Raw genomic sequence first — 22941 nt, forward strand, 5'->3', positions numbered from 1 at the left:
GCACCAACTGCGCTGATCTTCTCTCGTCAGAACCTGGCGCAGCAAGCGCGTGATGCTGAGCAAGTGGCCAACATCGCCAAAGGCGGCTACATCCTGAAAGATTGCGCAGGCAAGCCTGAGCTGATTCTGATTGCGACTGGTTCGGAAGTGGAACTGGCAGTCGAAGCCGCAGCGCAACTCAGCGCCGAAGGCAAGCAAGTTCGCGTGGTCTCCATGCCATCAACGGATGCCTTCGACAAACAAGACGCAGCTTACCGTGAAGCGGTACTGCCATCAGACGTCACCGCACGCATCGCTATTGAAGCGGGTATCGCAGACTTCTGGTACAAGTATGTAGGCTTTGACGGTCGCATCATTGGCATGACCAGCTTCGGCGAATCTGCACCGGCAGGTGAGCTGTTCAAGATGTTTGGCTTCACAACAGAAAACGTTGTGAACACAGCTAAAGAACTGCTGGCATAATCGTCAATAATTAAACAAAGCCCTGCTCATTGAGCAGGGCTTTTTTGTACGATAAAAGATTACCGTCAGCCACATTCCCCCGAGAAAGACATCAGCGTATCCGCAAACCTTTAGTAGAAAAATTCTCGCGTTGATTCAAAGAAAAGCGCAAGCGGATCCTTGTCTTTCTCTGAACGCCTTCAGGCAGCGGTAAATAGACGCTGGCTTCGTTTTTTGGAGTCTCTGTCTAAAACAGAGAGGCGTTACCGGTATTGCCATTCGATGGCTTCCATTAACCTAACGACATTCTCGATAACTACTTTATTAAAAGGCGCCATTGCAGAGTTTGAAGCGCTTTACTGAACCATGCCATCCACACGCGATACTTCAGCGCACATTGGCTGGTAAAACAATCCCCGCCGGTGAGCGGAGATTGTCAGCTTTATTAGCGTTCTTCAAATCGATACGCCAGTTGTCTGAATTCATCCACATGAGACTTCAGCGACTGACTGCTGTGTTCGACCTGACTGGTTGCGGCCAGATTCTGCTCGGCGGCAGACGCAATTGAGTGAATATGCTGATTCACTTCTTCTGACAATTGGCGTTGTTTAGCCGCAGTTGCGTCGACGTCTGTCATTAGGTCACTCATGGATTGCATCATCTGCTCTACTTCCGCCAATCGCAGTGAGCTCTGGTCAGCGATGGTGCCACATTTATCCGTCTGCTCTTTATTGGCGAGAATATCACCTTGCCATTGCTGAATGGTCGCCAGCATTTCATCGATACTGCTTTTTATCTGGAGAGTGGCATTTTGCGTTCGTCCCGACAGTGCACGGACTTCATCAGCCACCACTGCGAAGCCTCTTCCCTGCTCTCCCGCCCGCGCAGCTTCAATCGCCGCGTTTAGCGCCAGCAGGTTAGTTTGTTCCGCAATGCCACCAATTTCTTCCATCAACTGGCTGACGTTCTGCGCTTTGTCACTCAGCTGATACGTAGTTTGTGTCGCTTTCTCAGCTTGTTCACTCAGCAGATCGAGGTTTTGTTGCGTCAGGTCGATGGTCTCTTTCGCCTGCGCACAACTGTTGAGTGTTTCGCCAATCAGAGTATGAGCATTATGAGAGCTATCAGAAACGGTGTTCGCAGAACTTTGCATCTCTTCTGTCGCATCACGTACCTGCCGAATGTCTTTGACCTGTTGATTCAGTGCCTGAGAGACTTCTGATGTGGTGTCACTCAGTTCATCCGCCATGGATTGTAGCGGCAAAGCAGAATCGGTCATCCGGCCCAGCACCGTGCGCATACGGGCTGACGACATCTTCAGATGGTAATCGGCCGGAGAAAATAACTCGTCACCGGAGTAAATCAAACGGCTAATGCTGTCGTAACGGCTTTGCAGTGCTCTCAGTCTTGAAGGGGTTGAAAACAATTCCTGACGGAACAACACGGCAATCACCCCCAAAGGCAACGCGTTGAGTAACCACGGCAGCCCCCCCTCAACCGCCATCATCTGGCTGACTAAAGGCGCAGTCAGCGAGCCCAATAGAATCGCGTAGCGAACCGGATCCGGTAACTTAAGCTTAAACTGGCGTTGGCCTTTTTCCGCTGCGATCAGGCTACGATACGCCTTTGCGGCAATATTGACCCACTTGCGTTCTGGCTTAACGCGAACCGACTGATAACCCGATACCTTTCCGTTTTCGTATATTGGGGTGACATAAGCATCTACCCAATAGTAGCCGTTGCCCTTGGTTCGGTTTTTCACTATTCCACGCCAAGCGTTACCTGCTTTGAGGTGCTTCCACATGTCAGCAAACGCCGCTTTGGGCATGTCGGCGTGACGGACAATATTATGGTGTTGGCCCAGCAATTCACTTTCAGTGAACCCGGCAATACGGCAGAAGGCTTCGTTACAGTAGGTAATAACACCTTGTAAGTCTGTGGTGGAAACCAGCTGATCAGCGTCACCGACCGCCACTTCCACTCCTGATGAAGAGATATTGACTGACATTTTTATGATTGTAATCTTTATGTTGAGTAACGCGAATGTTGGCACAAGTTGCAGGGTTATTTCAAAGTATTGCGAGATCGAAACGTCTCAAACGTGAAACACGTCATCCTTTAGAGTTAGTTCGCGCCACGAAGCAAAAAAGCCAGCTTTATGCTGGCTTTTATTTATATTATCAATAGGTTAGTTGTTCGACACTATAAAGCGAACTTCCACCCGTCGGTTACAGGAACGACCCGCCGACGTTTTGTTAGTGCAGGCTGGCACATATTCACCGTAACCACGAGTAAAAATCGACGTCTGTGAAACCTGGTTGCGCACTAAACGATCTTTGACCGCTGCCGCCCGACGTTTGGAAAGGCCATCGTTAAAATTGGCCGTTCCCGTACTGTCTGCGTGGCCATCGATCACCACGTCAATATCAGGTTGAGTGGCAAGATATCGCCCTACCAAATCGAGCCAACTGCCTGACTCCTGAAGCACACGTGCAGAACCGGTATTGAACTTCACTGTGTTATTGAGTTTGACCATGATGTATTCACCCGGCAGCACTTCGTAATCTACCCCATTGCTGGCGAGAAAATTCTGTAGTTCGTGATAACTGTTGCTGCCATAGTTGCGAGGCTGGGGCTGGCTTGGCTGAGTGTTATACGCGCTGTAACTTCCCGTCCCTGATGTCAACGTCGGTTTGCGCCATTCAGGATGCATTAGCTCAGAGTCATTCTGCGGGGCCGTCTCCAACATGGAGCCCCATTTTTTCACTTCCGCTGGTAACGTGCCACAACCAGCCAGCAGCAAAATAAGAGGATAAACATAATACTTCATGGGCTATACCGTTCACTGATATCAAACTCGATTAAGTTATCGGCTACTGTATGCAATCCTTTAGCCAGTTTTATGGAATACGCTGAAATTTGGATAAAAAATTGCCTCTGGTTACAAAAATTCGCGCTTTACTGACGGGTTACCGGTTTTAACCCGGCTCGCATACCGCTAAAATCGCACTACTTTTATTTTCTAACGATGTGAATTATGAAAAAGTTTTCCGCTTACGTCATCACTCTGCTTTCATCGCTTATCTTGCTCGCAGGTTGTAGTGACGACACACAACCTATCGAGGGAAAACAGTACTCTCAGTTGCCCGCTGACCTGTCTGTGTACAAGTTGCCACAGGTAACGGAGGTGTTTTCTCTTAACTGTGGTCACTGTCGCCAAATGGAATCGATGATCCCTGAACTGGAAAAGCTGACCAATCAGCAAATCGGCCGATTGCACGTTACCTTTAACCAAAGCGCGCAAATCGGCGCTATGATGTACTATGCGGCAGTGATGCAATTACACAAGGATCCCGATCACACCATGATGGAGGCGCTGTTTGCGGCAGTACAAATGGGCGATGGCTCAACACTGAGTGAACGTCAGGCTGCGATCGAGAAAGTGTTCCATGAGCGTAACCTGACAAGCCCTTACGAACTGGATGAGTCTCAGCAGAAGCTACTGTTCAGTGAAATGAAAGTGGCCGAAAATGTCTCTAAAAAGGGCGAGATTAATGCAGTGCCGACGTTCATCGTCAATGGCCAGTACTTGATCAATACCTCAGCACACCGTGACATCAACGATATCGCCAACACCATTAATTTCCTGACTCAACAACCTGAATAAACAAGGAACCTGTTTCTATGTCTAAGTTTGTTATTCCTATTATTGTCTTTATCCTGGCTGGTTTTTTTATCTATCGGATGTGGAACAACCACAAAGCGGCCGACGTCAATTTTGCTGAAGGTCAGGCATTTCTGGCAGACAACAGTAAACACGAAGGTGTGAAAACCACCGATAGCGGGCTGCAATACCTGATTCTGGAAGACGGAACCGGCACTGAGCACCCAAGCGAGAACAGCCGAGTGAAAGTGCATTATGAAGGCAAACTGCTGGATGGCACCGTATTCGACAGCTCATACAAACGTGGAGAGCCAATTACGTTTGGCCTAAACCAGGTTATCAAAGGCTGGCAAGAAGGACTGCAACTGATGGTTGTGGGTCAGAAAATGCGTCTTTTCGTTCCGAGTACTCTGGCGTATGGCACCAAGGGGACGGGCCCGATCCCACCTTCTGCAACGCTCATTTTTGATGTCGAACTACTTGACATTGAGTAAAACGAAAAATAGAGCCGAAAGGCTCTATTTTTATTTCATGTGGCAACCACGGCAACAATTAACCGCTCGGCAAGCGCGTTCATCTCAACCAGTCATTTTCTTGCCGCGGCCGGCATGCACTTTAAACTTGGCTTTCATTTTACGTTTTTCCGCGGAGCGACTTTTCTTGCGCGGTGACTTGTCCGTGTCGACTTCTTCGAACAAGCTCGGCTCAAATCCTTCTAACCACTCCTGTGGCAGGCGAGTGTCAAGCAAACGCTCAATCGCTTCCAGCAAATATTCTTCATCGCGACTCATCAGAGACGCCGCAAAACCAGGATGACCAGCCCGTCCCGTTCGGCCGATACGATGGACATAGTCTTCAGCTTTATAGGGCATATCAAAGTTCACCACTTGCTCCAACTGATGAATATCCAAGCCGCGCGCAGCCACATCGGTAGCAATGAGTGCTCTGACTTTCCCTTGCTTGAAGTCATCCAACGCTTTCTGACGCGCTCCCTGGCTTTTATCACCATTGATCGACGCCGCTTTGATGCCGTCCAGTTTCAGTTCTTTGGCCAACGCATCGCTTCCCTGCTTCGTCTTGGTAAACACCAGCACTTGTTGCCAGTTGCGTGCGCCAATCAGGTACGCCAGCAGTTCCGCTTTGCGCTTTTTGTCTACCGGATACACCATTTGCTTAACGGTATCTGCAGTGCTGTTCTGCTCACTCACCTGAACTTCTACTGGCGTGTCCATTAATTTGTACGCCAGCGTTTTAATGCGCTTATCAAATGTGGCGGAAAACAATAAGGTCTGTTTGCTGTCGCTCATCCGACGTAATACGCGCTGAATATCAGGCATGAACCCCATATCCAGCATGCGATCAGCTTCATCCAGCACCAGAACCTGAGTGTTTCGTAGCGACACATTACGGCAATGCATGTGATCAAGTAGCCGCCCTGGCGTTGCGATCAGAATATCCGCACCACCACGCAAATTTTTCAGCTGTACATTCATGCTGGTTCCGCCATACGCCGTGACGATTTTCACCTCGATCCCGTTCGCGTATGCCGTTACGTTGTCGAACACCTGCTGAGCCAGTTCACGCGTGGGCACCAATACCAGTGCAAACACGTCGTTGCTCCGTTCATCTCTGGTTGTTGGACTCTCGATCAAACGTTGCAGCAAAGGCAAGCCAAACGCCGCCGTTTTCCCCGTCCCTGTCTGCGCCCCTGCTAACACATCCTGCTCAGACAACACATGTGGTATCGCTTGAGACTGAATCTCAGTGGGTTGCTTAAAACCTAACTCGCTCAGCGTATCGCAAAGCTGAGGGCCAAGACCAAGTTGTTGAAACGGGTGAGACATGCAGATTACCTTTCAATTGAGCAAGCGCGGGATTCTATCAGAATGCTTGGGACTTTGCTGCGTTTAATACGTCCGGATAGAGCTCAGAAAAAATCGGTTGCAAGGTATGATAATGCCTGTCCAGATAGGCAAAGCAGTCAGATAGCGGGCCCATGCGGGGGCTGCGGCCAGACATGCGTCGCAACGCAAACTCAATATTGTCCATGTCCCGGTACGACTCAAGCCAACGCCCTTGCCACATGTTCTGGCTCACAATAAGAAAGCGCTGCGGCAGATTGGTCACGTGCTCTCGCCGGGTCTGTTGCTCTGCTTTATGGCAAAATTGGCGCAACGACTCAGAGTGAAACTCTTCCCAGCGAGATGCCAGGCAGTGATCCCAAAAGACATCCAGTGCAATAGGGGCAAAGCGACGTGCGCTGCCGTCGAACAAAGATTTCGCGTCACTCATCAATGGATGCTGGTCCGTGTACGAATCGACAAAACGATGCAGCATCACCCCATGAGCTATCGATGGCTGGTATTGTTTGTTTGGGTCGCCTTTCACAAAGTCCCCCAGCAAATTACCCAGTTTGCTGCTGTCACAATGGTCGGCGATGTGTAGATGCGCAAGAAAGTTCATACAGTAAAGAGATAAGAGAAGTACTTATATAAAAGCACAAAGCCAGTGCGTTCGCACTGGCTCTCTCGGGTTGATGATGTCGGCCGCCGTTATCTGACAAGATTTTCGGCGAGTTCTTCGATGGATTCTTCGTATTCTGATAGGTCAAAGCCTATTTCCATCGCGTCTAAAAGTTCCAGACATTCATCGTTAGCGTATTGGTCGCTCATCAGGACCTCCTTTTTACTTCGATGTTTTCTGCAGACGTTGTACTACTCTGCAGCTCCTTTTTATACCTCTTATATGACAGTTTTTTGAAAGCGAAAAGTAAAATTGCAATCTGATTTGACGTTTGTCTCAATTAATCGATTGCCAGAGCCTCCAAACTCAACCTGTAAACATAAACTTACACACAGAGTAAACCAGTGCGTACATTTCTCTTGACCAATTTCATAATGACCTGCAAAATCCTGCTATACATAATGGATTAAACTCAATTTTGAGTAAATATCAGACACAACATCTGCAATCTGATCACAACAACGTACAAAATTATATACATATGACTCAATCAAAAATTTTCGGCAGTACACTCATCATCGCCGGTACCACCATAGGCGCTGGCATGCTCGCTCTTCCGCTGGCATCTGCGGGTATCGGCTTTACCACTTCAATCATGATCATGGTCGTACTTTGGGCTTTAATGGCCTTTACCGCATTACTGATGCTTGAGGTTCATCAATATGCCGACCATGATGCTACGCTGCATACGCTCGCTAAACAGATTCTGGGCAAGAAAGGAAAATGGCTGGCGAGCTTTGCAATGTTATTTCTGTTTTACGCCTTGTGCGCCGCGTACATTGCCGGCGGAGGGTCGCAATTTGCGGACCGTATCAGCCAATTTACCGGCCTGACCATTTCTGGGCCTGTTGCAACGGTGGTTTTCACTATCATCGTTGCAACCGTGGTGACGATCGGCACTGGCACGGTCGACAAAGTCAACCGTGTGCTGTTTACCTGTAAACTGATTGCAATGGTAATGGTGCTGTCGTTTCTGGCGCCAAATGTCACCGAGTCATACCTGCTGAGCATGCCCATGCAACAAGGTCTGATCGTCGCCGCTATTCCGGTGATTTTCACCTCATTTGGCTTTCACGGCAGCATTCCGGCGATTGTTAATTACCTGGATGGCGACACCCGCTCGCTGCGCAAAGTGATCCTGTTCGGTTCTGCTATTCCGTTGGTTATCTACATTTTCTGGCAAATCGTCACTTTGGGTGTGATCAGTCAGTCGCAAATGATTCAGAATTCAGCCCTTAGCGCTTTGATTGGTAACCTGGCCCAAGCCGTCAACAGCACCAGTCTGGCCAATATTGTCGGCGTGTTCGCCGATCTGGCTTTGCTGACTTCTTTTCTGGGTGTCAGTCTGGGATTGTTTGAATACCTCGGTGACATTCTGCGAAAAACCAACACCAGCTCAAGTCGTGTACCAGCATCACTGATTACCTTCCTGCCACCTCTGGGATTTGCTCTCTTCTACCCACAAGGTTTTATCATGGCGCTGGGTTACGCTGCGATCGCACTGGCCATTCTGGCGATTTTCCTGCCCATCCTGATGGTGCGTAAAGTTCGCCAACATGAGCAGTCTGAGAGTAAATACCAGGTGTTTGGTGGGCAGCCGGCGCTAGTTATCACAGGTGCAACGGGTTTCGCCATTGTTAGCGCACAAATCTTGATTACGCTGGGTATTCTGCCTTCTCTGGGCTAACGCCCAATCACTGAGTCATCAAAAACGCCGGCCAAAAATGCCGGCGTTTTTTTATGCACTCTAGCTAATATCAACCCGATCTACGTCTCATATTTGCAACGATTTACAACATATCTTTCAGATAATACTGTGGGATCGCTCATATTGGTCGATACAAGAAAGTCATAATCACACCATCTATTCATTCATCATTTGTTGCGGAGTTCCTATGAGAGAAGTCGAATTCAGGACGATCGACCGACTGTTCATAAAAATGTCCATTAACGACAAAATGTGGGTCATATTTGCCCTTTTTCTTACCACAATTACCTTTATTTCCGGAGGTCGCTACTTCAATACGATTGATGCGATTGAGCATCAGTCCAAGCTTGCCGTTGAATATCAGTTAACGGGATTATTGCAAACCAACGCACCAGATCAGTTGCAAGTACCAGGTCTGGAAAAACGCACGACCATTGCAGACACCCAATATACCCAAGGCACCGTGACCGCGACCGCCAGACATGCCTCCGGCCAGGTCTACGCGCTCACCAAATCCATGAGTAATGCCGAAAGCGATGCTCGCTCCGCGGCATTATCTGCCTTTCTACTGGCGTACTTGTGGGTGATCCCCTTTGCGGTTTTCGTCTATTGGGTCGCGACCTTTATCGGCGGCGCACTGTGGGTGTTGTACAGCACCACACAGAAAATCGCTGACGGAGATCTGACCTCACGCCTTGGTTTCCACCCGGGACGCGACGAGTTTGGCACTATTGGCTGCGCGCTTGATAACGCTATGGACACGTTGACAGACCTGGTGGTGAGTGTGAAAGATAACTCAACCACGTTGGGTGAAACTTCCGCTGCATTTGAACAGGACATGCAACAAAGTGAAACTCAGATCACCAACCAGTATGCTTCGCTAGATTCGGTCGCCACGGCCATGGAAGAGATGACAGCGTCAGCGCAAGAAGTGGCGAACATTGCCAATCAGGCAACTGGCCAAACAGAGATGGACGCGAAACAAGTGAACGACAGTTCTCAGCGAGTGCATCAGGCGATTGATGAGATTGCGCGCTTGTCTGACTTTATCGAACAGGCGTCAAGTTCTGTTGCCACTCTGAACGACAATACCGCACAGATCAGCGAAGTTATCACCACCATCAACGGTATCTCAGAACAAACCAACTTGCTGGCTCTGAACGCAGCGATTGAAGCAGCACGTGCCGGTGAGCAAGGCCGCGGTTTCGCCGTGGTGGCGGACGAAGTCCGTACTCTGGCAAGTCGCACTCAATCAGCGACGGTCGAGATTCAGGCTATGATTGAAAAACTGCAATCAGAAAGCCAGACCATCGCTAAGATCACCGAGCAGACGGTCAGTCAGGCACAAACCAGTAGCGATCTCGTCACAGACATCGGCAACGACATCAGTCAAATCGCCGTCTCCGCGAGAGCCATCAACGACATGAGTATTCAGATCTCCACCTCAGCCGGTGAGCAAAGTGCGGTCGCAAACGATATTGCGTCTGAACTGTCGGACATTCGCGCGCAATCGAGTGTGATACGTCAAGTCGCCGAGCAATCCTCTCAGGGCGTCGGTAACCTGGCTAACGCGACACGCAATCTGGGCGAAATACTCGCTCGATACCGCACCTGATCCTAACATCGGGGTCGAAACCAAAAAGCCAGTCATCCGACTGGCTTTTTGTGATCTGTATCTGATTCAGACCCTGCTGCGTGCCGCGGCCCAGAACATAAACACACCAACAAGCAGCAAATAACCGATCATGACTTCACGGTAAGCACGACCCGGCGGTTGCATCCAGTCGTGCGGTTTTCACTGGCATTGCAGATTGGCGCACTCTCCCCAAACGCTTTCTCAACAATACGGTTACCCTGTTTGAGATTATGTTTTAAGTAGTTCGCCACCTGCTTGGCGCGACGCGCTGACAGAGCTTTGTTATACGTCTTAGGACCGATACTGTCGGCATGCCCTTCAATAAATATCTGCGCTTTACCGTTCACCAGTTCAAGATACTTCTCCAGCACATTTTTGTGCGCAGCGGTCAGCTGATATTTGTCGTGTGCATAGTTCAAAACCAACGACTGAGTCGCTTGATCATAAAAGCAAACCTCGTCCGGACGTGCCACTTTCACCACCTCAGACGACGAGTTCAACACTTGTTCGGGACGCGTAGAGTCGTGTTGAACCAATTTGCCTTTCACCTGCGTGGTAAGCGTGTGGGAAGACACCAGTTGAGTAGAGGTCACGTATTCATTAACCCCACCGAGACAATTGGCATACCCGAATGGTGACAATAATAAAGTGGTGATGATGAGCGGGTATTTCATGTTAATCCTTAAGTCTTCCTGTTTCTTCATTGATCAGATTGAGAATATATTTGTAAACGTCTTCGCCATCTTTGGCGTGATAGATATTGTTGCGTCCAAAACAATCACCGAAGCCATCTTTGGCCGATACGCTGTAGTTGATACCAATCACCCCCATGGTAACTTTGGTTTTCTCGTTCTCACTCGGGTTATTACTCTGGAAACGGTTTTTCTTGGCGCTGATGGTGGAGCGCAACTTCTTACACAACCCCTGATTCACCAAAGACTGCAAGTAGTTGGCATCGTTGTCAGCCCCGTCCGACAGCACGATAAACACCTGTTCCGGGTTCAGATTGGTGGCACGATTGGCTTCCTGCGCCGCTGCGATGATGCCATTCCAGGACGATGTACCCCCGTAAGCCCGCAAGTCGCTGCTATCCAACAAACGGATGAACTCATCGTAATCTTCCGTCAACGGAATATCGTAAAAGGGGTAATCTTTGGCGAACCTTTGGTTCTGGTTTACGATTTGCCCGCGCTGATAGCTTGACATATTGCTGGTTGCCGGACGGATTTCACTGTAAGGCTTGGGCGTATTGAACATCTCATTCACCGTCGCCGACGCCGACGAGCGCTTAAATTCATACGCGTACTTCTTTGGCCAAGTGTAGCGATAGCCGCGATAATCGATTCTGACCACCTCATCCGTCTGTGTCACGTGATGCCAGTTGTAGCCCAGCAGTGCGACACGGCTTTTTTGCTCCGTTTTAAAATCTTCGATATCGCGTACCACACGGCGGATGGTCTCTTTCACCACTTGTAGCTTGTTTTTACCGCCCTGCCAGGCATACGTCATCGAACCACTGAAGTCACCAATGAAATAGACATCAACTGGCTGCGGCAGATACTTTCGCGTCACCGACGAACCCGAGGCTTCGAACTCAGGTTTCAGATTCATGTCCTCGTAGCTGATCCAGGACTGAAACTTGGCTTTGGCCGTCACCACAAAATCGGTAAAAGGGGCAACTTCACCACTGGCCTGAACGCAACCGTCTTTGTACAAACACTGCCGGTTGTACACTTTCACGTCAACATCATCGATGTTATCGAGCACATAACGGTCGACCAGTTGACGCGCATAAATGACGTTCTTGTCGTCGTCTTCCTTTGGGCTGGCGATCAGTGCCAGACTGGCGACTTCCGCAGCCTCGAGCACTCGTGCATGCGCCAGCATCTGTTGAGACATTTGCATCGAAAAGGCCATAAAAATCACCATCATCGGCAACAAGCCAATAAACAGAATACCAGCGACGCCACGGTTCTTTTTCATCGATCTCACGTTTAAACCCTCGCAAATGAGTAGGAAGAGCTGACAATCCGAAACACTTCACCGTTCGCGACACCTAAAATATTGACGGGTGTCTCATAACACAGGGAGACCTGGTACAACGGCAAACGTCGGTTGCGTGATGTGACCGGAAGCATCTCAATAGCCTTCGCTTTGTCGATATCAGACATGTCCGGAAAGTTGCAGCCAATAACGTTGCCCTTTTCCAGCGCCTTATGGCGCCGGACATAGTCCACTTTTCCATTCGACAACACCCGTTCATCCAAACGTACTTCATCAATGCGCATGCCGAATTTGGTTTTGTCAAAATTGGGGATCATGCGTTTCATCGACGCGGCGGCAATGGAGTACGCGGTATTCTCCGTTTGGTTGCAGTTACCAGAACAAATATCCAGATCCGCGTTAAACAGCTGCTTTCGTTCAGCCAGAATCGTCGTCAGGGAATAAGCCGCGCGATCCAACTGGCCTTTCTTGTTGATCGCCAACATGTAGTTCACCACCACCACAAATAACCCGGACGCAAACACCAGCACCATCGCCAGTTCGACGGCAAACGCGCCTTTTTGTTTAGCTCGCACAACCCGCCCCCTGTCCGATTTTGAATGCACAACGTTCGTATTCCTGAATGGTGACCACTTCACGCCGGATCGCCATGGTCGGAAACCATATTGATACGATAGGGTCATAGTTGTATTTGAGGTCGTAGACCGCGATCGCCATATCCACCGGGTCATCTTTACGCTCCGGACACTCATCTGCCGAGGAGAACTGGTCGGTGCATTTCAGAAATGAATCGTAGTTGCGAAAGTAGTGAACTTTGATCTTCACACTGCCCGGCTCAACAACATTGCTCCACAGTGACCCGCCCGCTTTTGCAAGCTCATGCTGGATCATCTGGCTGTAGTTCACCGTATTGCTGTTGCTGGAATCGCCGGCTTTTTTAACCCGCATCACTGCGGTCGTGAGGGCGTTGTCAGTCATACTCATCGAGAACGTCATAATGCAGATCTCCACCCAGCCAAACACAATCGCCAGAAAAATGGGGATCCCCATTGCCGCTTCAATCGTCAGCGAACCTTTCTGCTTTTTTCTCATAGCCTTACGTACCTTTTCTTGGTGTAGTCAACCACAAAGGCACCTTTGATATCGAGACTTTCGAGAAAGGCTTTGGCCTGATCCAGATCGTTGAAATCCCCAACACAATAACGCTTCCATAAGCCGTGCGTGTAAGAGTATACGGAGCCGTAGTTGGATTTGAGGTAGTTGAGATAATCCGCCGGGATTGCTGTATAGGTAGCCAATACCTGAATACGGTACGTCGGTGGTGCCCCCGGTTTCAGGTTTTTGGGGTCCAACACGGAACCATCCAGGCTGGATTGACTGGGTTGAAACTGTGTTGACGTTGCCAGCGAGCTGACTTTAGACGTCGGCGCAACGTAGCTGGTTGCCGCTCCTTTGGCGGCATCACGTTGCAGACTGGTTGTCGAAACTGGGGAGTCTGCCACTCTCATCGTGCTCTTCTGCCCTTTGTTTTTTGATACGGATGACATCAATGCAGCCAGTTGCTTGCGCGCTTGCTGCTCGTTATTGGTGTGTTTCAGTACTTCCAGCGCAATGTCCGGACGTTCTGCGTTCACCGAAGCCAGAATCAGGTTTGAGCGCACTCTGGCATCTCCCGGGCTGGCCAGATACAAGTCGTAGAGAATGTCGGTCGCATCGGCGTATTGCGCCTGCATCATTTTCACGACCGCAATGTTGTTTCCTGCTTCGCGATCTGATGCGCCTTGCTTGCGGCTCTCTTCAAAATGTTTGATGGCTTCATCAAAGCGTTTTTGCTGCGCGAGAATTTTGCCGGATAGCAGTTGATACTCGTATTCCTCACCGCCTTCGTCGCGATACTTCTTCAGCTCCTCTTGCGCTTTATCAAAGCGCTTTTTCTGGTAGTTCAGACGAGCAATGGTGAGTATATATTCCGGCTCATCCAGATCGCCGGCATCGTAGGTATTGCGATACAACTCCGCCGATTTAACGTCTTTCATGTCCAGATACAAATTAACCAGTTTGACTTTGTATTCCGGTACGCTGTGCAAGTTGCTCTTATAAAACTCCACCAATTGTTGGTTATCGCCAGAACCGATGAGCAGTTTTTCTTTGGTTTGCAGTTCAGTATCAACCGTGGCGCAGCCAGAAAACAGCGAAACGGTGAGCAGTGCTATCAGCCATTTATTCATTGCATTAACATCCTCATAATGCCCGGGGCGGCAATCAGTACAACAATAGGAACCATGATGAAGGCAATCAGTGGGATGGACATTTTGGCGCCCATCTTGCCAATTTTTTCTTCCAGCTCCATCATGTTAATTTCACGGATATCGGTCGCCAGTGTTGCCAGTACCGGACCGATGGACGAGCCAAATTGCAGGCTCTGGACCAGTGTCATCACAAAGCTTTGTGACTCACTGGTTGGCACCAGCTCATAAAACTCTTCCAGGGCTTTTTCGATTCCCACCAGACGTGCACGTTCGACCGTAACCCGCACAACGTAAGCGAGGTTTCTATCAACGGTTTGCAGCTCTTTGGATAGGTAATCGAGACTGGACTCAATGGTCATGCCGGTATGAACGCACACATTCATCAAATCGAGCAGAAACGGCAGGCGTGCACTGATACGTTTGATGTTGGCTTTCCCGCGGCTGGCGACGTAGGTGTCCGGCAACACAATGAACGCGATCAAAGCGCCCATCAGATAAGTCAACGCCAATGTAATGCCCATGCTTTCCTGTAGATAGCTGAAAACGATAAACACCAACGACACGCCAAACGGGATGATTTTGAACAGGTAGTACGAATCGGCCAGAAAGTCGCTGTATATTCCGGCGGAAACCAGTTTCTTTTTGGTTTCGTCTTTGTTGAAGCTCACCCGACTGATCAAAGACTTCAACAAGTCGGTACGCTTGCGCTCTTCACGGGTTGAACCGATGATCTTGCGCGTGGCAATGTTGGCCCGGGTGTTGTCGTAAAAGCGCATCACCAGCGCAGCCAGCCCCATCGAAACGCCAAACACCACTACCCAGATCAGTATCTTTGTCGTATCCATCAATCCACTCCTCTGAGAATGAACCAGATACAGGCAAAGCCAATGAACTCACTCACCAGTACGTAATAAAAAATTGGTTTGCCACCGTCTTCAAACATCACGAAATGGTAGTTTTCCGGACTGGTAAACTTCAGGATCACCAGAAATATCACCGGCAGACAGGCGATGATTTTGGCCGACGCCCGCGCTTCGGATGTCAGTGCATTTTTCTTCTTCTCCACCGCGCGAGAGTCAAACATCAGGCGGTTAATGCGGTTAATGACCTCTTTGAGCTGACCACCCCGGCTTAAGTTGATGCGAATGGTCGACGCAAAGAAGAAATACTCCAGATACGGAAACGTTGTGCTACTGCGCTCTAAAACGTCATCAGGGTCTTCGCCAATCAAAAGACGTTCAGCCATGAACTTAAACTCACGTCCGACTTCGTTATCAAGCTGTTTGCCCACGTATTCGAACGCGTGCACGATACTCTGCCCGGAAGACATCGCTCCGCTTAAGATATTGAGAGCGTCAGGAAAGTGGTTCTTGAACCGCTCTGCCTGCATCTGTTGCAGCTTGATATAAAAAATGACAAACAAAATGGGTTCAAGCACCATCAGGCACACCAGATAATCCTGCATCAGGAAAAATGCATTAATGGCGTAAATTGCCACCATGGTCACCGCGAAAAACAGCATCATCTTGAGCCCCATATTGGGCTGAAAGACTTTGATCATGCTTTTGACGGTTTGTCGAAAACGGGCTTTGAAACTGATGTCAAACCGCTGCGCATCAATCACCGAGCGCACGCCCTTCACCCCTTCAAAATCAGCATGCATATCGATGATCTGACTCAGGCGGCGGTTCTGGCGGGCGCGATGCACCAACCAGTAAACCAGCAGTGCAGCCCAGGAAAATATCAGGATGAACATCATGCGAATATCCCCCGCACGGTGTCTTCCAGACCAAAAAATCGCGCTCGCTCGTAAATAACGGAACGCGTCGACAAACCAGGTGTACGGAATTCGCCCTGGATCTTGCCGTCCTCAAACTGAGCGCTGGTTTCAAAGCGGAAAATGTCCTCCATCACCACGCTGTCACCTTCCATCCCGATCACTTCGGAAATGTACATCACCTTGCGGCTACCGTCGTGAAGGCGCTTAACCTGGACAATTAAGTCAACCGCACTGACAATGGTGCGTCGAATCGCGGCAATAGGCAGGCTAGCGGTAGCCATCATCACCATACTTTCAGTACGTGCGATCGCATCTCGCGGCGTGTTCGCGTGCAATGTGGACATTGAGCCATCGTGACCGGTGTTCATGGCCTGCAGCATCTCAAACGCTTCACCACCCCGGCACTCACCCACGATAATCCGGTCAGGACGCATCCGCAGCGCGTTGATCACCAGTTCACGCGCGGTAATTTCGCCCGTCCCTTCCACACTGGCCTGACGGGTTTCAAGTCGAACGATATGGGGCTTTTGCAACTGAAGCTCCGCCGCATCTTCAATCGTGACAATCCGTTCACTTTCGCCGATGAACCCAGACAACGCATTCAACAACGTTGTCTTACCCGAACCGGTACCGCCAGATATCAGAATGTTGCACTTACAGTGGCTGGCAATCGACAAAAGCTTGGCCATCTCAACCGACATCGCACCAAACTCAACCAAATTTTCCAGTTTGATTTTCTGTTCTTTGAACTTACGGATTGAAATGGAGGTTCCGTCAATCGCCAGAGGTGGTATGACTATGTTGACCCGGCTTCCGTCAGCCAGACGCGCATCACAAAGTGGCTTGGACTCATCAATCCGACGACCCACATTAGACGCAATGCGTTTGGCTATGGTATTGAGCTGCTTTTCGTTAACGAACTGAATGGGCGACTTCTCGACTTTACCGCCAATTTCAATAAAGATATCCGACGGGCCGTTGATCATGATGTCCGAGATATCATCGTTGTCGACCAACTTCTGCAACGGACCAAGGCCTTTCAGCTCATCCAGCAGTGCCTTAACCAAATCCACTCGTTTGAGTGAGCTGACCTGTAATTGCTTGCGATCAATCAGGATATTGACGGAGTCTTTTAGTTGCTGCTCCAACTCTTCATTACTGATTTCCACCAGTGATGAAGCGTCCAGCGCATCAAAGATCTCATCTCTGAGTTCGATGTAAGTTTCTTTTAACTGATTCATTTTTTAAACAATGAAAAACGAGATTTTGCTTTGATTTTTTTACCGGTCAGCACAGCCACCATGCTGGCGACTGGCGCCGAATATTTGGACTTCATCAGCCCGTCAATGCCTTCCTGAATCAACACTTTCTCCAGCGTTGGCTCATAAGCAATATCAATGGTGTCTTTGGTCCGGATACGTTCTTTGGCGTTCGCTAACGTGACCATGTAATCCTTGTTGGGGCGGTTCATGCTGAACACGACCTGATGGTCTGCTTTGCCGATCTTCTTTTTCAACAGGTTGTATGAGCGCAGTGATGACACGGACGGTTCACAGACCACAAACACACGGTGATACTTATCCAACAGCTCTTGATCGTGGACCTCTTCGTAAGACGACAACGGCACCGAGTCGATGATGAAGTTGTACTGGTCCATCAGCTCTGAAGAGAGGTTGTATAAGGTCGAGGCATGGTCGCCGAGACAAGCACTGTTCTTCTCCAGCACCAGATAACCCAGCTTATCGGTTACTTTGTGGACATAGGTTGTCGCGATCGCGCCATCTATCTCAATTTGATTCAGGTCGATACTGTTTTGCTTGGCCTTAAGACCTTTGATCCCCAAATAGATATCGCTATTCAGCGCGCCTGAGTCGTGATCCACCAGTAACGTTTTCAGGTTGGCATCCGTAACCAGCGCATTTGCCAGCACTGAACTAAGGCACGACACACCTACTCCACCCTTGGTTCCCAAAATAAGGATGCGCTTGGCAACCCGTGTTTTCTTCACTGTCGGAGTGTCATGGCTTTGCGCACGAAGTGAAGCCAGCAATCCATCCAGTTCCGAGTCCCACAACACATACACGGCTCCCAGCGCATGAATTTGGTTACGTAACTTGATGGAGTCGGTATCGCTGAGCACCAGTAAAGAAATACTGACGTCCAGACGCGTCGCGATTTCAGACACCTCATCGACGATACTGCTGGTGCCCCGCATATCAAGAATCACATGCTTAAGCTTGACGTCAGAGCGGTTCCAGGAATCATCAGAGTCAAGATCCGGCACTTCAATCGGCACCGGATAGCCTTCAATGGCATAGAGTTCTTTCACCGCCTCCAGCAGTGTCGCGTCATCAGAGACCACGAGATCGGTGGCCTCTGCCGATGAGTTCAGCTTGGATGAAGAGTGCTTAAACAGATTGTTCAGATCCATACTTACAACTCACTCTTGATTGGGTTGACCAGACTCATGTTGCGGTTGTGCTCAAGCGCACAGCCAAAGCGGTATTCATCACGCGAGGCAAAGGTCATCACACCACACTCGCGGCTTTTGATTCGTACATAGGTCGCCGATATCAACACGGCTTTCTGCTGATCCGCCTCTGCAAGCACCACGCGATAACGATTTTTGGCGATACCCTCGGATTTAAACTTTGCGTTCAGCTTGTCAACAAACTCACTCGATCCCGTTTTGTAATACACAGAAAAACGCGATTTCGGTTCACGATGGTTGAGATCGCGGATGAAGTTCACTGCGCGATTGATCGACTGCTCAGAATCCGCAACATCAAATTCGATGCTCTCTTCCATTTCATCAATCACACTGGAGTTCGAAACATTGGCCTGAGAACAGCCGAACATCACCAGTGCCAGCAGCACCATTAACAGGCTTCTCATCAGTTAAATCCTCCTTCATTGATGGTTTTTTCCAGTTCCGGCTCGTTCACGCCAGACAAATCGATGCGTAACAAACGTTCAATGTCACTGGTGCGACGAAAAGCCGGCAGCTTGACGTCCTGTTGCTCAATCGGATCGACAAGATTGACGGTAGCGACAATGATCAATTCAGTTTTTGAGCGGTTGGTTTTGGTGTGACTGAACAGCGCGCCGAGAATCGGAATATCACCCAAAATAGGAATTTTGCTCAGCGACTCACGCTCTTCCGAAGTGAGCAACCCAGCCAGGACAAAGCTTTGTCCGTCTTTAAGCTGCACGGTAGTTTGAGCGCGTCGGGTACGCAGTGAAGGAACCGAGATCAAGCCGGTCGAGGTTTTGTTGGATTCGTCAATCGAGCTGACTTCCGGAAACAGAGACAAACGGATGTTTTCAGAGTCCGTCACTTTAGCCACCATAGCCAGTTTTACCCCGTACTCTTTGTACGTGATGGTAATGCCGTCTTCATCGCGAACCGCAATCGGGATCTCGCCCCCAACAAGAAAGCTGGCCTGCTCGCCGGAAATCACCGATAGGTTCGGCTCAGCTAACACTTGACCAATTTTGTCATCGCCGCTGGCAGAAATGACCGCGACGATGTCCTGCGCCGTAAAATCAAGCAGCTTGTTGACAAATTTACCCGATTCGCCGCTGTCACTGTAGCTGACGCCCAACTCAGATAAGAATGAACTGGATACTTCGGCCACTGTTAGCTTAACGTTGATCTGATCGGTGGTGAGAACCTTGAGGTTGTTGATCACCTGGGCGTAGACATAAGACGCGGTGTAATCGAGCTCATCGCCCTTTTCACCATCTTCTTTCTGAATGTAGAACACATTACGCTGGCGATCTTTTTTCAGCATTTCCCCCACCAGACGATAGATTTTCGTCTTGGTTTCTTCGCTGCTGACAACGCCGTCCAACACGACCTGATCGCCGACATTAGACACCATCACGTTTTCGTCCGGATAACGGGCAATCAGGGTTTGTTTCAGCAAACGCAAGCTCTGATTAACCACCAGTTCCGAGTTGTAGATCTCGTTCCCGCCACGGTCATAGACAATCACGGAGGTACTGCCCTGCCCAACACCATAAATCACGACTTTATTTTCATCGATGATTTTGTAGTCGGCGATCTCCTGATCCGCGACAAATACCGTTGAAATCTGACGTTTTAAATTGATGGTTTTTGCAGCACCCTGATCTAAATTCATCAGACTGGATGCATATAATTGGAATGACGCTAATCCACAAAGGAGTGAAATTAAGCCTAGACTTCTGTACTTCATATTATTCCTTGCCACGTAATTCCCTGACACCAAATTGATTCTCAAGAATGTCGCTGCTTCGGATAGACAAATAACGATTCGCAATTGCTGAAGGAATAATATTCACATCACCAATTTTTTGTGCCATTTCCAACTTAAGAACATCGCGCATTTTTAACGCAATAACTAAGCTGTACTGTTTATCTTCATCATCCTTAAGGTCTTCTTCTTCATTGCCTTTAATGACTTGAAGAACACGCGCATCACTAATAATCACTTTGCTAACAAGATCACCAATATCGCCATACCCAGTTTCAATCAGATTTGATTTCGAAGATGTGGTCGACACAAAGCTCACAAGATCACCAGGAGTCAGTGCTAACGATTGAATAACACCAATACCTGTCACTTGATAAAAATAAGGCACTTCTTCTTTCTTCAATGACAAATACAGATAATCGCGATCACTCGGATTAGAGATCATAGACTGGGTTAGATAAGTTCCAGCGTCGAGATCCAGTTTGAACAACGCGCCAGGTTCAATCACCAAATCTGTCTTCGCTGTATACTCAGCACCTGCCAACTCGGATTCCTTAACTGACTGAACTGAAAAAGTTTTGTTTTTAACTGGTTGAGACTTTGTCACATCCAAACTCAACGCATATACAATGATTTGAGGCTCCACCACTTCCTGAGTGGCTTGGGGTGCTTCATCATCGGAGAAGTAATTGCTCTGAACAAAAAAGAGTGTTGTGAAAATGGCCAACGCGACGAGAAAAAAGACAATAACTCTATTCATAGTAAGCCCAAATTATAATTAAATAGGGGCTAACGCCCCTTTTGTTTTATTGCTATATACCTTTGGCGTTTTTATCGCCTAATCGGTATTATTTGCTAGCACTATTCAGGTTACTTGTAACTTTGCCCAGGGCGCCAGTAATAGCGTTTTTAAGGGCATCAGTTTGAAAGGCCGCAAGAACAAGCGCCGACATAACAACTGCAATAATTGCGTATTCAACAGCAGTTACACCGCGAATATCGTCTTCAAACTTCATTTTCCATTCAGCTAGTTTTGCCAGAGTTTTGTAGTACATAGTTTCCTCATTAGAAATTTATTAGGCAAGGAGTGCCATCGTTAAACTGCAAAACAAAAGTAACCTAATATAAATAAACCATCCAATTATTGTTTATTATGATCATATAAGGCGATTTTATTCACTCACTTAAATAATAAATATTTATGTGGTCATAAATATTTATTTAAAAAGTGGTGTTGAGATTATTTATTTTGACCAATAGACTCAGACATATGAAATTAACACTATTACTCTATTTACCGTTTTTCCTCGCCAACCTGTGGGTCACGGTTTACGTGTGCTGGTCGGACGGGCAGCGCCGCCTCATTCCGAATCAAATCAGTAAGTGGGTGTTGTTAATCAATACCATCGCCGCCATCGCGTATGGATTCATCTGGTCATCGCTGCCGATAGCTCTACTCTGCTTTGCGGTATTATTGCTGTTGTGGTTTGCGAATGTGTTCGGGGCGGGAGATGTGAAACTTCTCAGCGCGTTCACTGTGGGGATACAACCTGATTTACTGATGCCCGCTTTGGTGACCATCGGTATTTTTGGGGGAATTCAATTGGCCACCATGTACCTCTGGGCAAAAGTAAATCAGTTCAAAGCCTTTAAGAAAGGCATTCCTTACGGAATACCCATCTCACTCAGTTGCCTTATTTTTACTGCGTTGTCAGCGCTTTCACACTAAATTAAGCCGTGCATACGCTACCATGCCCCGTCGTAGAGGGAACTTGGTCAAACATTTGATGGATCTTGTTTCTTAACCCCATCACTTCCAACTCTTGTGAAATCTCGTCACTGCACCATACATACATATTCACCTGCTGGCGCACCGGTATTTTGGTGCATTCGGTGCTTCTCACCGACCACTCAGGACAAACCAGCACCGTACCATTGGTGTTGAGTTCGTTTTTCATAAACCGGGCGGAACTGGTTGTCACCCAACTCGTGACATGAGCGTAATCGATGTGGTTCTTGCTCAGCACAGATTGCACAAATGACTTAGTCAGTGTATTGCAATACACGATTCTCTGTGGGTAGCAGTCATACGGGTCAATAAAACTCGAATGAGCAATCACATAATTTGCGGTGTTGAGTTGATACGACTTACCATGATCTTCAGGCAAACGGCTCAGACTAAAGATGAGATCAAACTTATCGGTATCAATCGACGTACTTGTGCCAAAGCTGGTGAACGACAGATCCGTATTATTTAAGCCTCGGAACTCTCTCACCACTCTTTCTACCAGTTCTGGACAAAAAGAGTCTGCGATAGCGATATTAAACTGATCACGAATTTCTACACGCTCAAGATCCTCAAACAGTTTTTCATACATGGACATTGTCTGATCTGCATATTCCAGCAAAACCTTGCCATGTTTGGTCAGGCCAAATCCCTCCTTTCTGTCGAAAATGCTGGCCCCTATTACACTTTCGATCTTTTTGATGTGCTGCGAAACAGCAGGTTGTGTCATAAAAAGAGATTCAGCAGCTGCTGTAAAACTCTTGTGTTTAACAACGTGTGAAAATGTCCTTAGATATTTTACATCGATGACTCTATTAATGGTTTTCATGGTAGCAACTTACCTCGATGTTACCTATTTTGTTTTTTTTATTATTTCCCCAAAAAATTCGGCATCAAAGTACCAATACAAAA

24 protein-coding genes are annotated in these 22941 nt (G+C 48.4%); 6 read left to right on the forward strand and 18 right to left on the reverse strand.

Features of this window, described 5'->3' with window-relative positions:
• Positions 1 to 462, forward strand: a 462-nt coding sequence (locus VPR01S_RS07410) for a transketolase-like TK C-terminal-containing protein (protein WP_021704685.1), incomplete at its 5' end; no start/stop codon positions are given.
• Between the two features lie 424 nt (positions 463 to 886).
• Here the strand turns inward: VPR01S_RS07410 and VPR01S_RS07415 are convergent.
• Positions 887 to 2449, reverse strand: a complete 1563-nt coding sequence (locus VPR01S_RS07415; protein ID WP_040902403.1) for a methyl-accepting chemotaxis protein — start codon at positions 2447 to 2449, stop codon at positions 887 to 889.
• Positions 2450 to 2629: 180 nt separating this feature from the next.
• Positions 2630 to 3271, reverse strand: a complete 642-nt coding sequence (locus tag VPR01S_RS07420) for an OmpA family protein (RefSeq protein WP_021704687.1) — start codon at positions 3269 to 3271, stop codon at positions 2630 to 2632.
• Positions 3272 to 3478: 207 nt separating this feature from the next.
• Here VPR01S_RS07420 and VPR01S_RS07425 point away from each other — a divergent pair, with 207 nt between their 5' ends.
• On the forward strand, positions 3479 to 4108 hold the full coding sequence (locus tag VPR01S_RS07425) for a thiol:disulfide interchange protein DsbA/DsbL (RefSeq protein WP_021704688.1): 630 nt from the start codon (positions 3479 to 3481) through the stop codon (positions 4106 to 4108).
• A gap of 17 nt (positions 4109 to 4125) precedes the next feature.
• Complete coding sequence (gene bamJ / locus VPR01S_RS07430; RefSeq protein WP_021704689.1) at positions 4126 to 4599, forward strand: BamJ family beta-barrel-assembly machinery protein; 474 nt, start codon at positions 4126 to 4128, stop codon at positions 4597 to 4599.
• Positions 4600 to 4683: 84 nt separating this feature from the next.
• On the opposite strand, the gene VPR01S_RS07435 is transcribed toward bamJ, so the two are convergent.
• Together VPR01S_RS07435 and VPR01S_RS07440 are read right to left on the reverse strand one after the other, a co-directional pair.
• Positions 4684 to 5949, reverse strand: a complete 1266-nt coding sequence (locus tag VPR01S_RS07435) for a DEAD/DEAH box helicase (protein WP_021704690.1) — start codon at positions 5947 to 5949, stop codon at positions 4684 to 4686.
• 37 nt (positions 5950 to 5986) lie between these two features.
• Positions 5987 to 6568, reverse strand: a complete 582-nt coding sequence (locus tag VPR01S_RS07440; RefSeq protein WP_021704691.1) for an acyl carrier protein phosphodiesterase — start codon at positions 6566 to 6568, stop codon at positions 5987 to 5989.
• A 541-nt stretch (positions 6569 to 7109) separates the two neighbouring features.
• Between VPR01S_RS07440 and tyrP the strand changes: the two genes are divergently transcribed.
• Together tyrP and VPR01S_RS07450 are read left to right on the forward strand one after the other, a co-directional pair.
• A complete protein-coding gene (tyrP, locus tag VPR01S_RS07445) occupies positions 7110 to 8315 on the forward strand; it encodes a tyrosine transporter TyrP (protein WP_040902439.1) in 1206 nt (401 codons plus the stop codon).
• Between the two features lie 208 nt (positions 8316 to 8523).
• Complete coding sequence (locus VPR01S_RS07450; protein WP_021704694.1) at positions 8524 to 9951, forward strand: methyl-accepting chemotaxis protein; 1428 nt, start codon at positions 8524 to 8526, stop codon at positions 9949 to 9951.
• A gap of 128 nt (positions 9952 to 10079) precedes the next feature.
• Here the strand turns inward: VPR01S_RS07450 and VPR01S_RS07455 are convergent, their stop codons facing one another.
• The 13 genes from VPR01S_RS07455 to VPR01S_RS07515 all read right to left on the reverse strand — a co-directional run bounded on the left by VPR01S_RS07455 (position 10080) and on the right by VPR01S_RS07515 (position 21298).
• Positions 10080 to 10646: an OmpA family protein gene (locus VPR01S_RS07455; protein ID WP_021704695.1), complete on the reverse strand. Its 567-nt coding sequence runs from the start codon at positions 10644 to 10646 to the stop codon at positions 10080 to 10082.
• Between the two features lies 1 nt (position 10647).
• Positions 10648 to 11964 (reverse strand): pilus assembly protein TadG, encoded by a 1317-nt coding sequence (locus VPR01S_RS07460; RefSeq protein ID WP_174377437.1) that lies wholly within the window; start codon positions 11962 to 11964, stop codon positions 10648 to 10650.
• Between the two features lie 2 nt (positions 11965 to 11966).
• On the reverse strand, positions 11967 to 12551 hold the full coding sequence (gene tadF / locus VPR01S_RS07465; RefSeq protein ID WP_021704697.1) for a tight adherence pilus pseudopilin TadF: 585 nt from the start codon (positions 12549 to 12551) through the stop codon (positions 11967 to 11969).
• The gene (locus VPR01S_RS07470) at positions 12541 to 13068 is read right to left on the reverse strand and encodes a TadE/TadG family type IV pilus assembly protein (protein ID WP_021704698.1); all 528 of its coding nucleotides are present in this window, start codon (positions 13066 to 13068) and stop codon (positions 12541 to 12543) included. The genes tadF and VPR01S_RS07470 overlap by 11 nt, the downstream gene beginning before the upstream one ends.
• A complete protein-coding gene (locus VPR01S_RS07475; protein WP_021704699.1) occupies positions 13065 to 14204 on the reverse strand; it encodes a tetratricopeptide repeat protein in 1140 nt (379 codons plus the stop codon). The genes VPR01S_RS07470 and VPR01S_RS07475 overlap by 4 nt, the downstream gene beginning before the upstream one ends.
• A complete protein-coding gene (locus tag VPR01S_RS07480) occupies positions 14201 to 15070 on the reverse strand; it encodes a type II secretion system F family protein (RefSeq protein ID WP_021704700.1) in 870 nt (289 codons plus the stop codon). The genes VPR01S_RS07475 and VPR01S_RS07480 overlap by 4 nt, the downstream gene beginning before the upstream one ends.
• Positions 15070 to 15984, reverse strand: coding sequence for a type II secretion system F family protein (locus VPR01S_RS07485; protein WP_021704701.1), 915 nt, complete (start codon positions 15982 to 15984; stop codon positions 15070 to 15072). Before VPR01S_RS07485 ends, VPR01S_RS07480 begins: the two co-directional genes overlap by 1 nt.
• Positions 15981 to 17246 (reverse strand): TadA family conjugal transfer-associated ATPase, encoded by a 1266-nt coding sequence (locus VPR01S_RS07490; protein WP_021704702.1) that lies wholly within the window; start codon positions 17244 to 17246, stop codon positions 15981 to 15983. Before VPR01S_RS07490 ends, VPR01S_RS07485 begins: the two co-directional genes overlap by 4 nt.
• The gene (locus tag VPR01S_RS07495) at positions 17243 to 18436 is read right to left on the reverse strand and encodes a CpaE/TadZ family protein (RefSeq protein WP_021704703.1); all 1194 of its coding nucleotides are present in this window, start codon (positions 18434 to 18436) and stop codon (positions 17243 to 17245) included. The genes VPR01S_RS07490 and VPR01S_RS07495 overlap by 4 nt, the downstream gene beginning before the upstream one ends.
• 2 nt (positions 18437 to 18438) lie before the next feature.
• Positions 18439 to 18900 carry a hypothetical protein gene (locus VPR01S_RS07500; RefSeq protein ID WP_021704704.1) on the reverse strand — a complete coding sequence of 154 codons (462 nt, stop codon included), beginning with the start codon at positions 18898 to 18900 and terminating at the stop codon, positions 18439 to 18441.
• A complete protein-coding gene (locus VPR01S_RS07505) occupies positions 18900 to 20225 on the reverse strand; it encodes a type II and III secretion system protein family protein (RefSeq protein WP_040902407.1) in 1326 nt (441 codons plus the stop codon). The genes VPR01S_RS07500 and VPR01S_RS07505 overlap by 1 nt, the downstream gene beginning before the upstream one ends.
• A gap of 1 nt (position 20226) precedes the next feature.
• A complete protein-coding gene (locus VPR01S_RS07510; RefSeq protein ID WP_021704706.1) occupies positions 20227 to 21003 on the reverse strand; it encodes a fimbrial protein in 777 nt (258 codons plus the stop codon).
• Between the two features lie 88 nt (positions 21004 to 21091).
• Entirely contained in the window at positions 21092 to 21298 is a 207-nt protein-coding gene (locus VPR01S_RS07515) for a Flp family type IVb pilin (protein WP_021704707.1), read from the reverse strand.
• 215 nt (positions 21299 to 21513) lie between these two features.
• Here VPR01S_RS07515 and VPR01S_RS07520 point away from each other — a divergent pair, with 215 nt between their 5' ends.
• Positions 21514 to 21972, forward strand: a complete 459-nt coding sequence (locus VPR01S_RS07520) for a prepilin peptidase (protein ID WP_021704708.1) — start codon at positions 21514 to 21516, stop codon at positions 21970 to 21972.
• A gap of 1 nt (position 21973) precedes the next feature.
• Here VPR01S_RS07520 and VPR01S_RS07525 read toward each other — a convergent pair whose 3' ends face one another.
• The gene (locus tag VPR01S_RS07525; protein WP_021704709.1) at positions 21974 to 22858 is read right to left on the reverse strand and encodes a LysR family transcriptional regulator; all 885 of its coding nucleotides are present in this window, start codon (positions 22856 to 22858) and stop codon (positions 21974 to 21976) included.
• Positions 22859 to 22941 lie beyond the last annotated feature (83 nt).

This window comes from Vibrio proteolyticus NBRC 13287, from assembly GCF_000467125.1.
Classification (GTDB): Bacteria; Pseudomonadota; Gammaproteobacteria; order Enterobacterales; family Vibrionaceae; genus Vibrio; species Vibrio proteolyticus.

What these genes read in the sequence shown, in the direction of transcription:
- VPR01S_RS07450 (WP_021704694.1), top strand. Translation starts at nt 8,524, where the DNA reads ATGAGAGAAGTCGAATTCAGGACGATCGACCGACTGTTCATAAAAATG.
- VPR01S_RS07490 (WP_021704702.1), bottom strand. Translation starts at nt 17,246, where the DNA reads ATGAATCAGTTAAAAGAAACTTACATCGAACTCAGAGATGAGATCTTT.
- tyrP (WP_040902439.1), top strand. Translation starts at nt 7,110, where the DNA reads ATGACTCAATCAAAAATTTTCGGCAGTACACTCATCATCGCCGGTACC.
- VPR01S_RS07480 (WP_021704700.1), bottom strand. Translation starts at nt 15,070, where the DNA reads ATGGATACGACAAAGATACTGATCTGGGTAGTGGTGTTTGGCGTTTCG.
- VPR01S_RS07510 (WP_021704706.1), bottom strand. Translation starts at nt 21,003, where the DNA reads ATGAATAGAGTTATTGTCTTTTTTCTCGTCGCGTTGGCCATTTTCACA.
- VPR01S_RS07470 (WP_021704698.1), bottom strand. Translation starts at nt 13,068, where the DNA reads ATGAGAAAAAAGCAGAAAGGTTCGCTGACGATTGAAGCGGCAATGGGG.
- VPR01S_RS07515 (WP_021704707.1), bottom strand. Translation starts at nt 21,298, where the DNA reads ATGTACTACAAAACTCTGGCAAAACTAGCTGAATGGAAAATGAAGTTT.
- VPR01S_RS07475 (WP_021704699.1), bottom strand. Translation starts at nt 14,204, where the DNA reads ATGAATAAATGGCTGATAGCACTGCTCACCGTTTCGCTGTTTTCTGGC.
- VPR01S_RS07485 (WP_021704701.1), bottom strand. Translation starts at nt 15,984, where the DNA reads ATGATGTTCATCCTGATATTTTCCTGGGCTGCACTGCTGGTTTACTGG.
- VPR01S_RS07415 (WP_040902403.1), bottom strand. Translation starts at nt 2,449, where the DNA reads ATGTCAGTCAATATCTCTTCATCAGGAGTGGAAGTGGCGGTCGGTGAC.
- VPR01S_RS07500 (WP_021704704.1), bottom strand. Translation starts at nt 18,900, where the DNA reads ATGAGAAGCCTGTTAATGGTGCTGCTGGCACTGGTGATGTTCGGCTGT.
- VPR01S_RS07455 (WP_021704695.1), bottom strand. Translation starts at nt 10,646, where the DNA reads ATGAAATACCCGCTCATCATCACCACTTTATTATTGTCACCATTCGGG.
- VPR01S_RS07525 (WP_021704709.1), bottom strand. Translation starts at nt 22,858, where the DNA reads ATGAAAACCATTAATAGAGTCATCGATGTAAAATATCTAAGGACATTT.
- bamJ (WP_021704689.1), top strand. Translation starts at nt 4,126, where the DNA reads ATGTCTAAGTTTGTTATTCCTATTATTGTCTTTATCCTGGCTGGTTTT.
- VPR01S_RS07505 (WP_040902407.1), bottom strand. Translation starts at nt 20,225, where the DNA reads ATGAAGTACAGAAGTCTAGGCTTAATTTCACTCCTTTGTGGATTAGCG.
- VPR01S_RS07420 (WP_021704687.1), bottom strand. Translation starts at nt 3,271, where the DNA reads ATGAAGTATTATGTTTATCCTCTTATTTTGCTGCTGGCTGGTTGTGGC.
- VPR01S_RS07425 (WP_021704688.1), top strand. Translation starts at nt 3,479, where the DNA reads ATGAAAAAGTTTTCCGCTTACGTCATCACTCTGCTTTCATCGCTTATC.
- VPR01S_RS07440 (WP_021704691.1), bottom strand. Translation starts at nt 6,568, where the DNA reads ATGAACTTTCTTGCGCATCTACACATCGCCGACCATTGTGACAGCAGC.
- VPR01S_RS07435 (WP_021704690.1), bottom strand. Translation starts at nt 5,949, where the DNA reads ATGTCTCACCCGTTTCAACAACTTGGTCTTGGCCCTCAGCTTTGCGAT.
- VPR01S_RS07495 (WP_021704703.1), bottom strand. Translation starts at nt 18,436, where the DNA reads ATGGATCTGAACAATCTGTTTAAGCACTCTTCATCCAAGCTGAACTCA.
- VPR01S_RS07520 (WP_021704708.1), top strand. Translation starts at nt 21,514, where the DNA reads ATGAAATTAACACTATTACTCTATTTACCGTTTTTCCTCGCCAACCTG.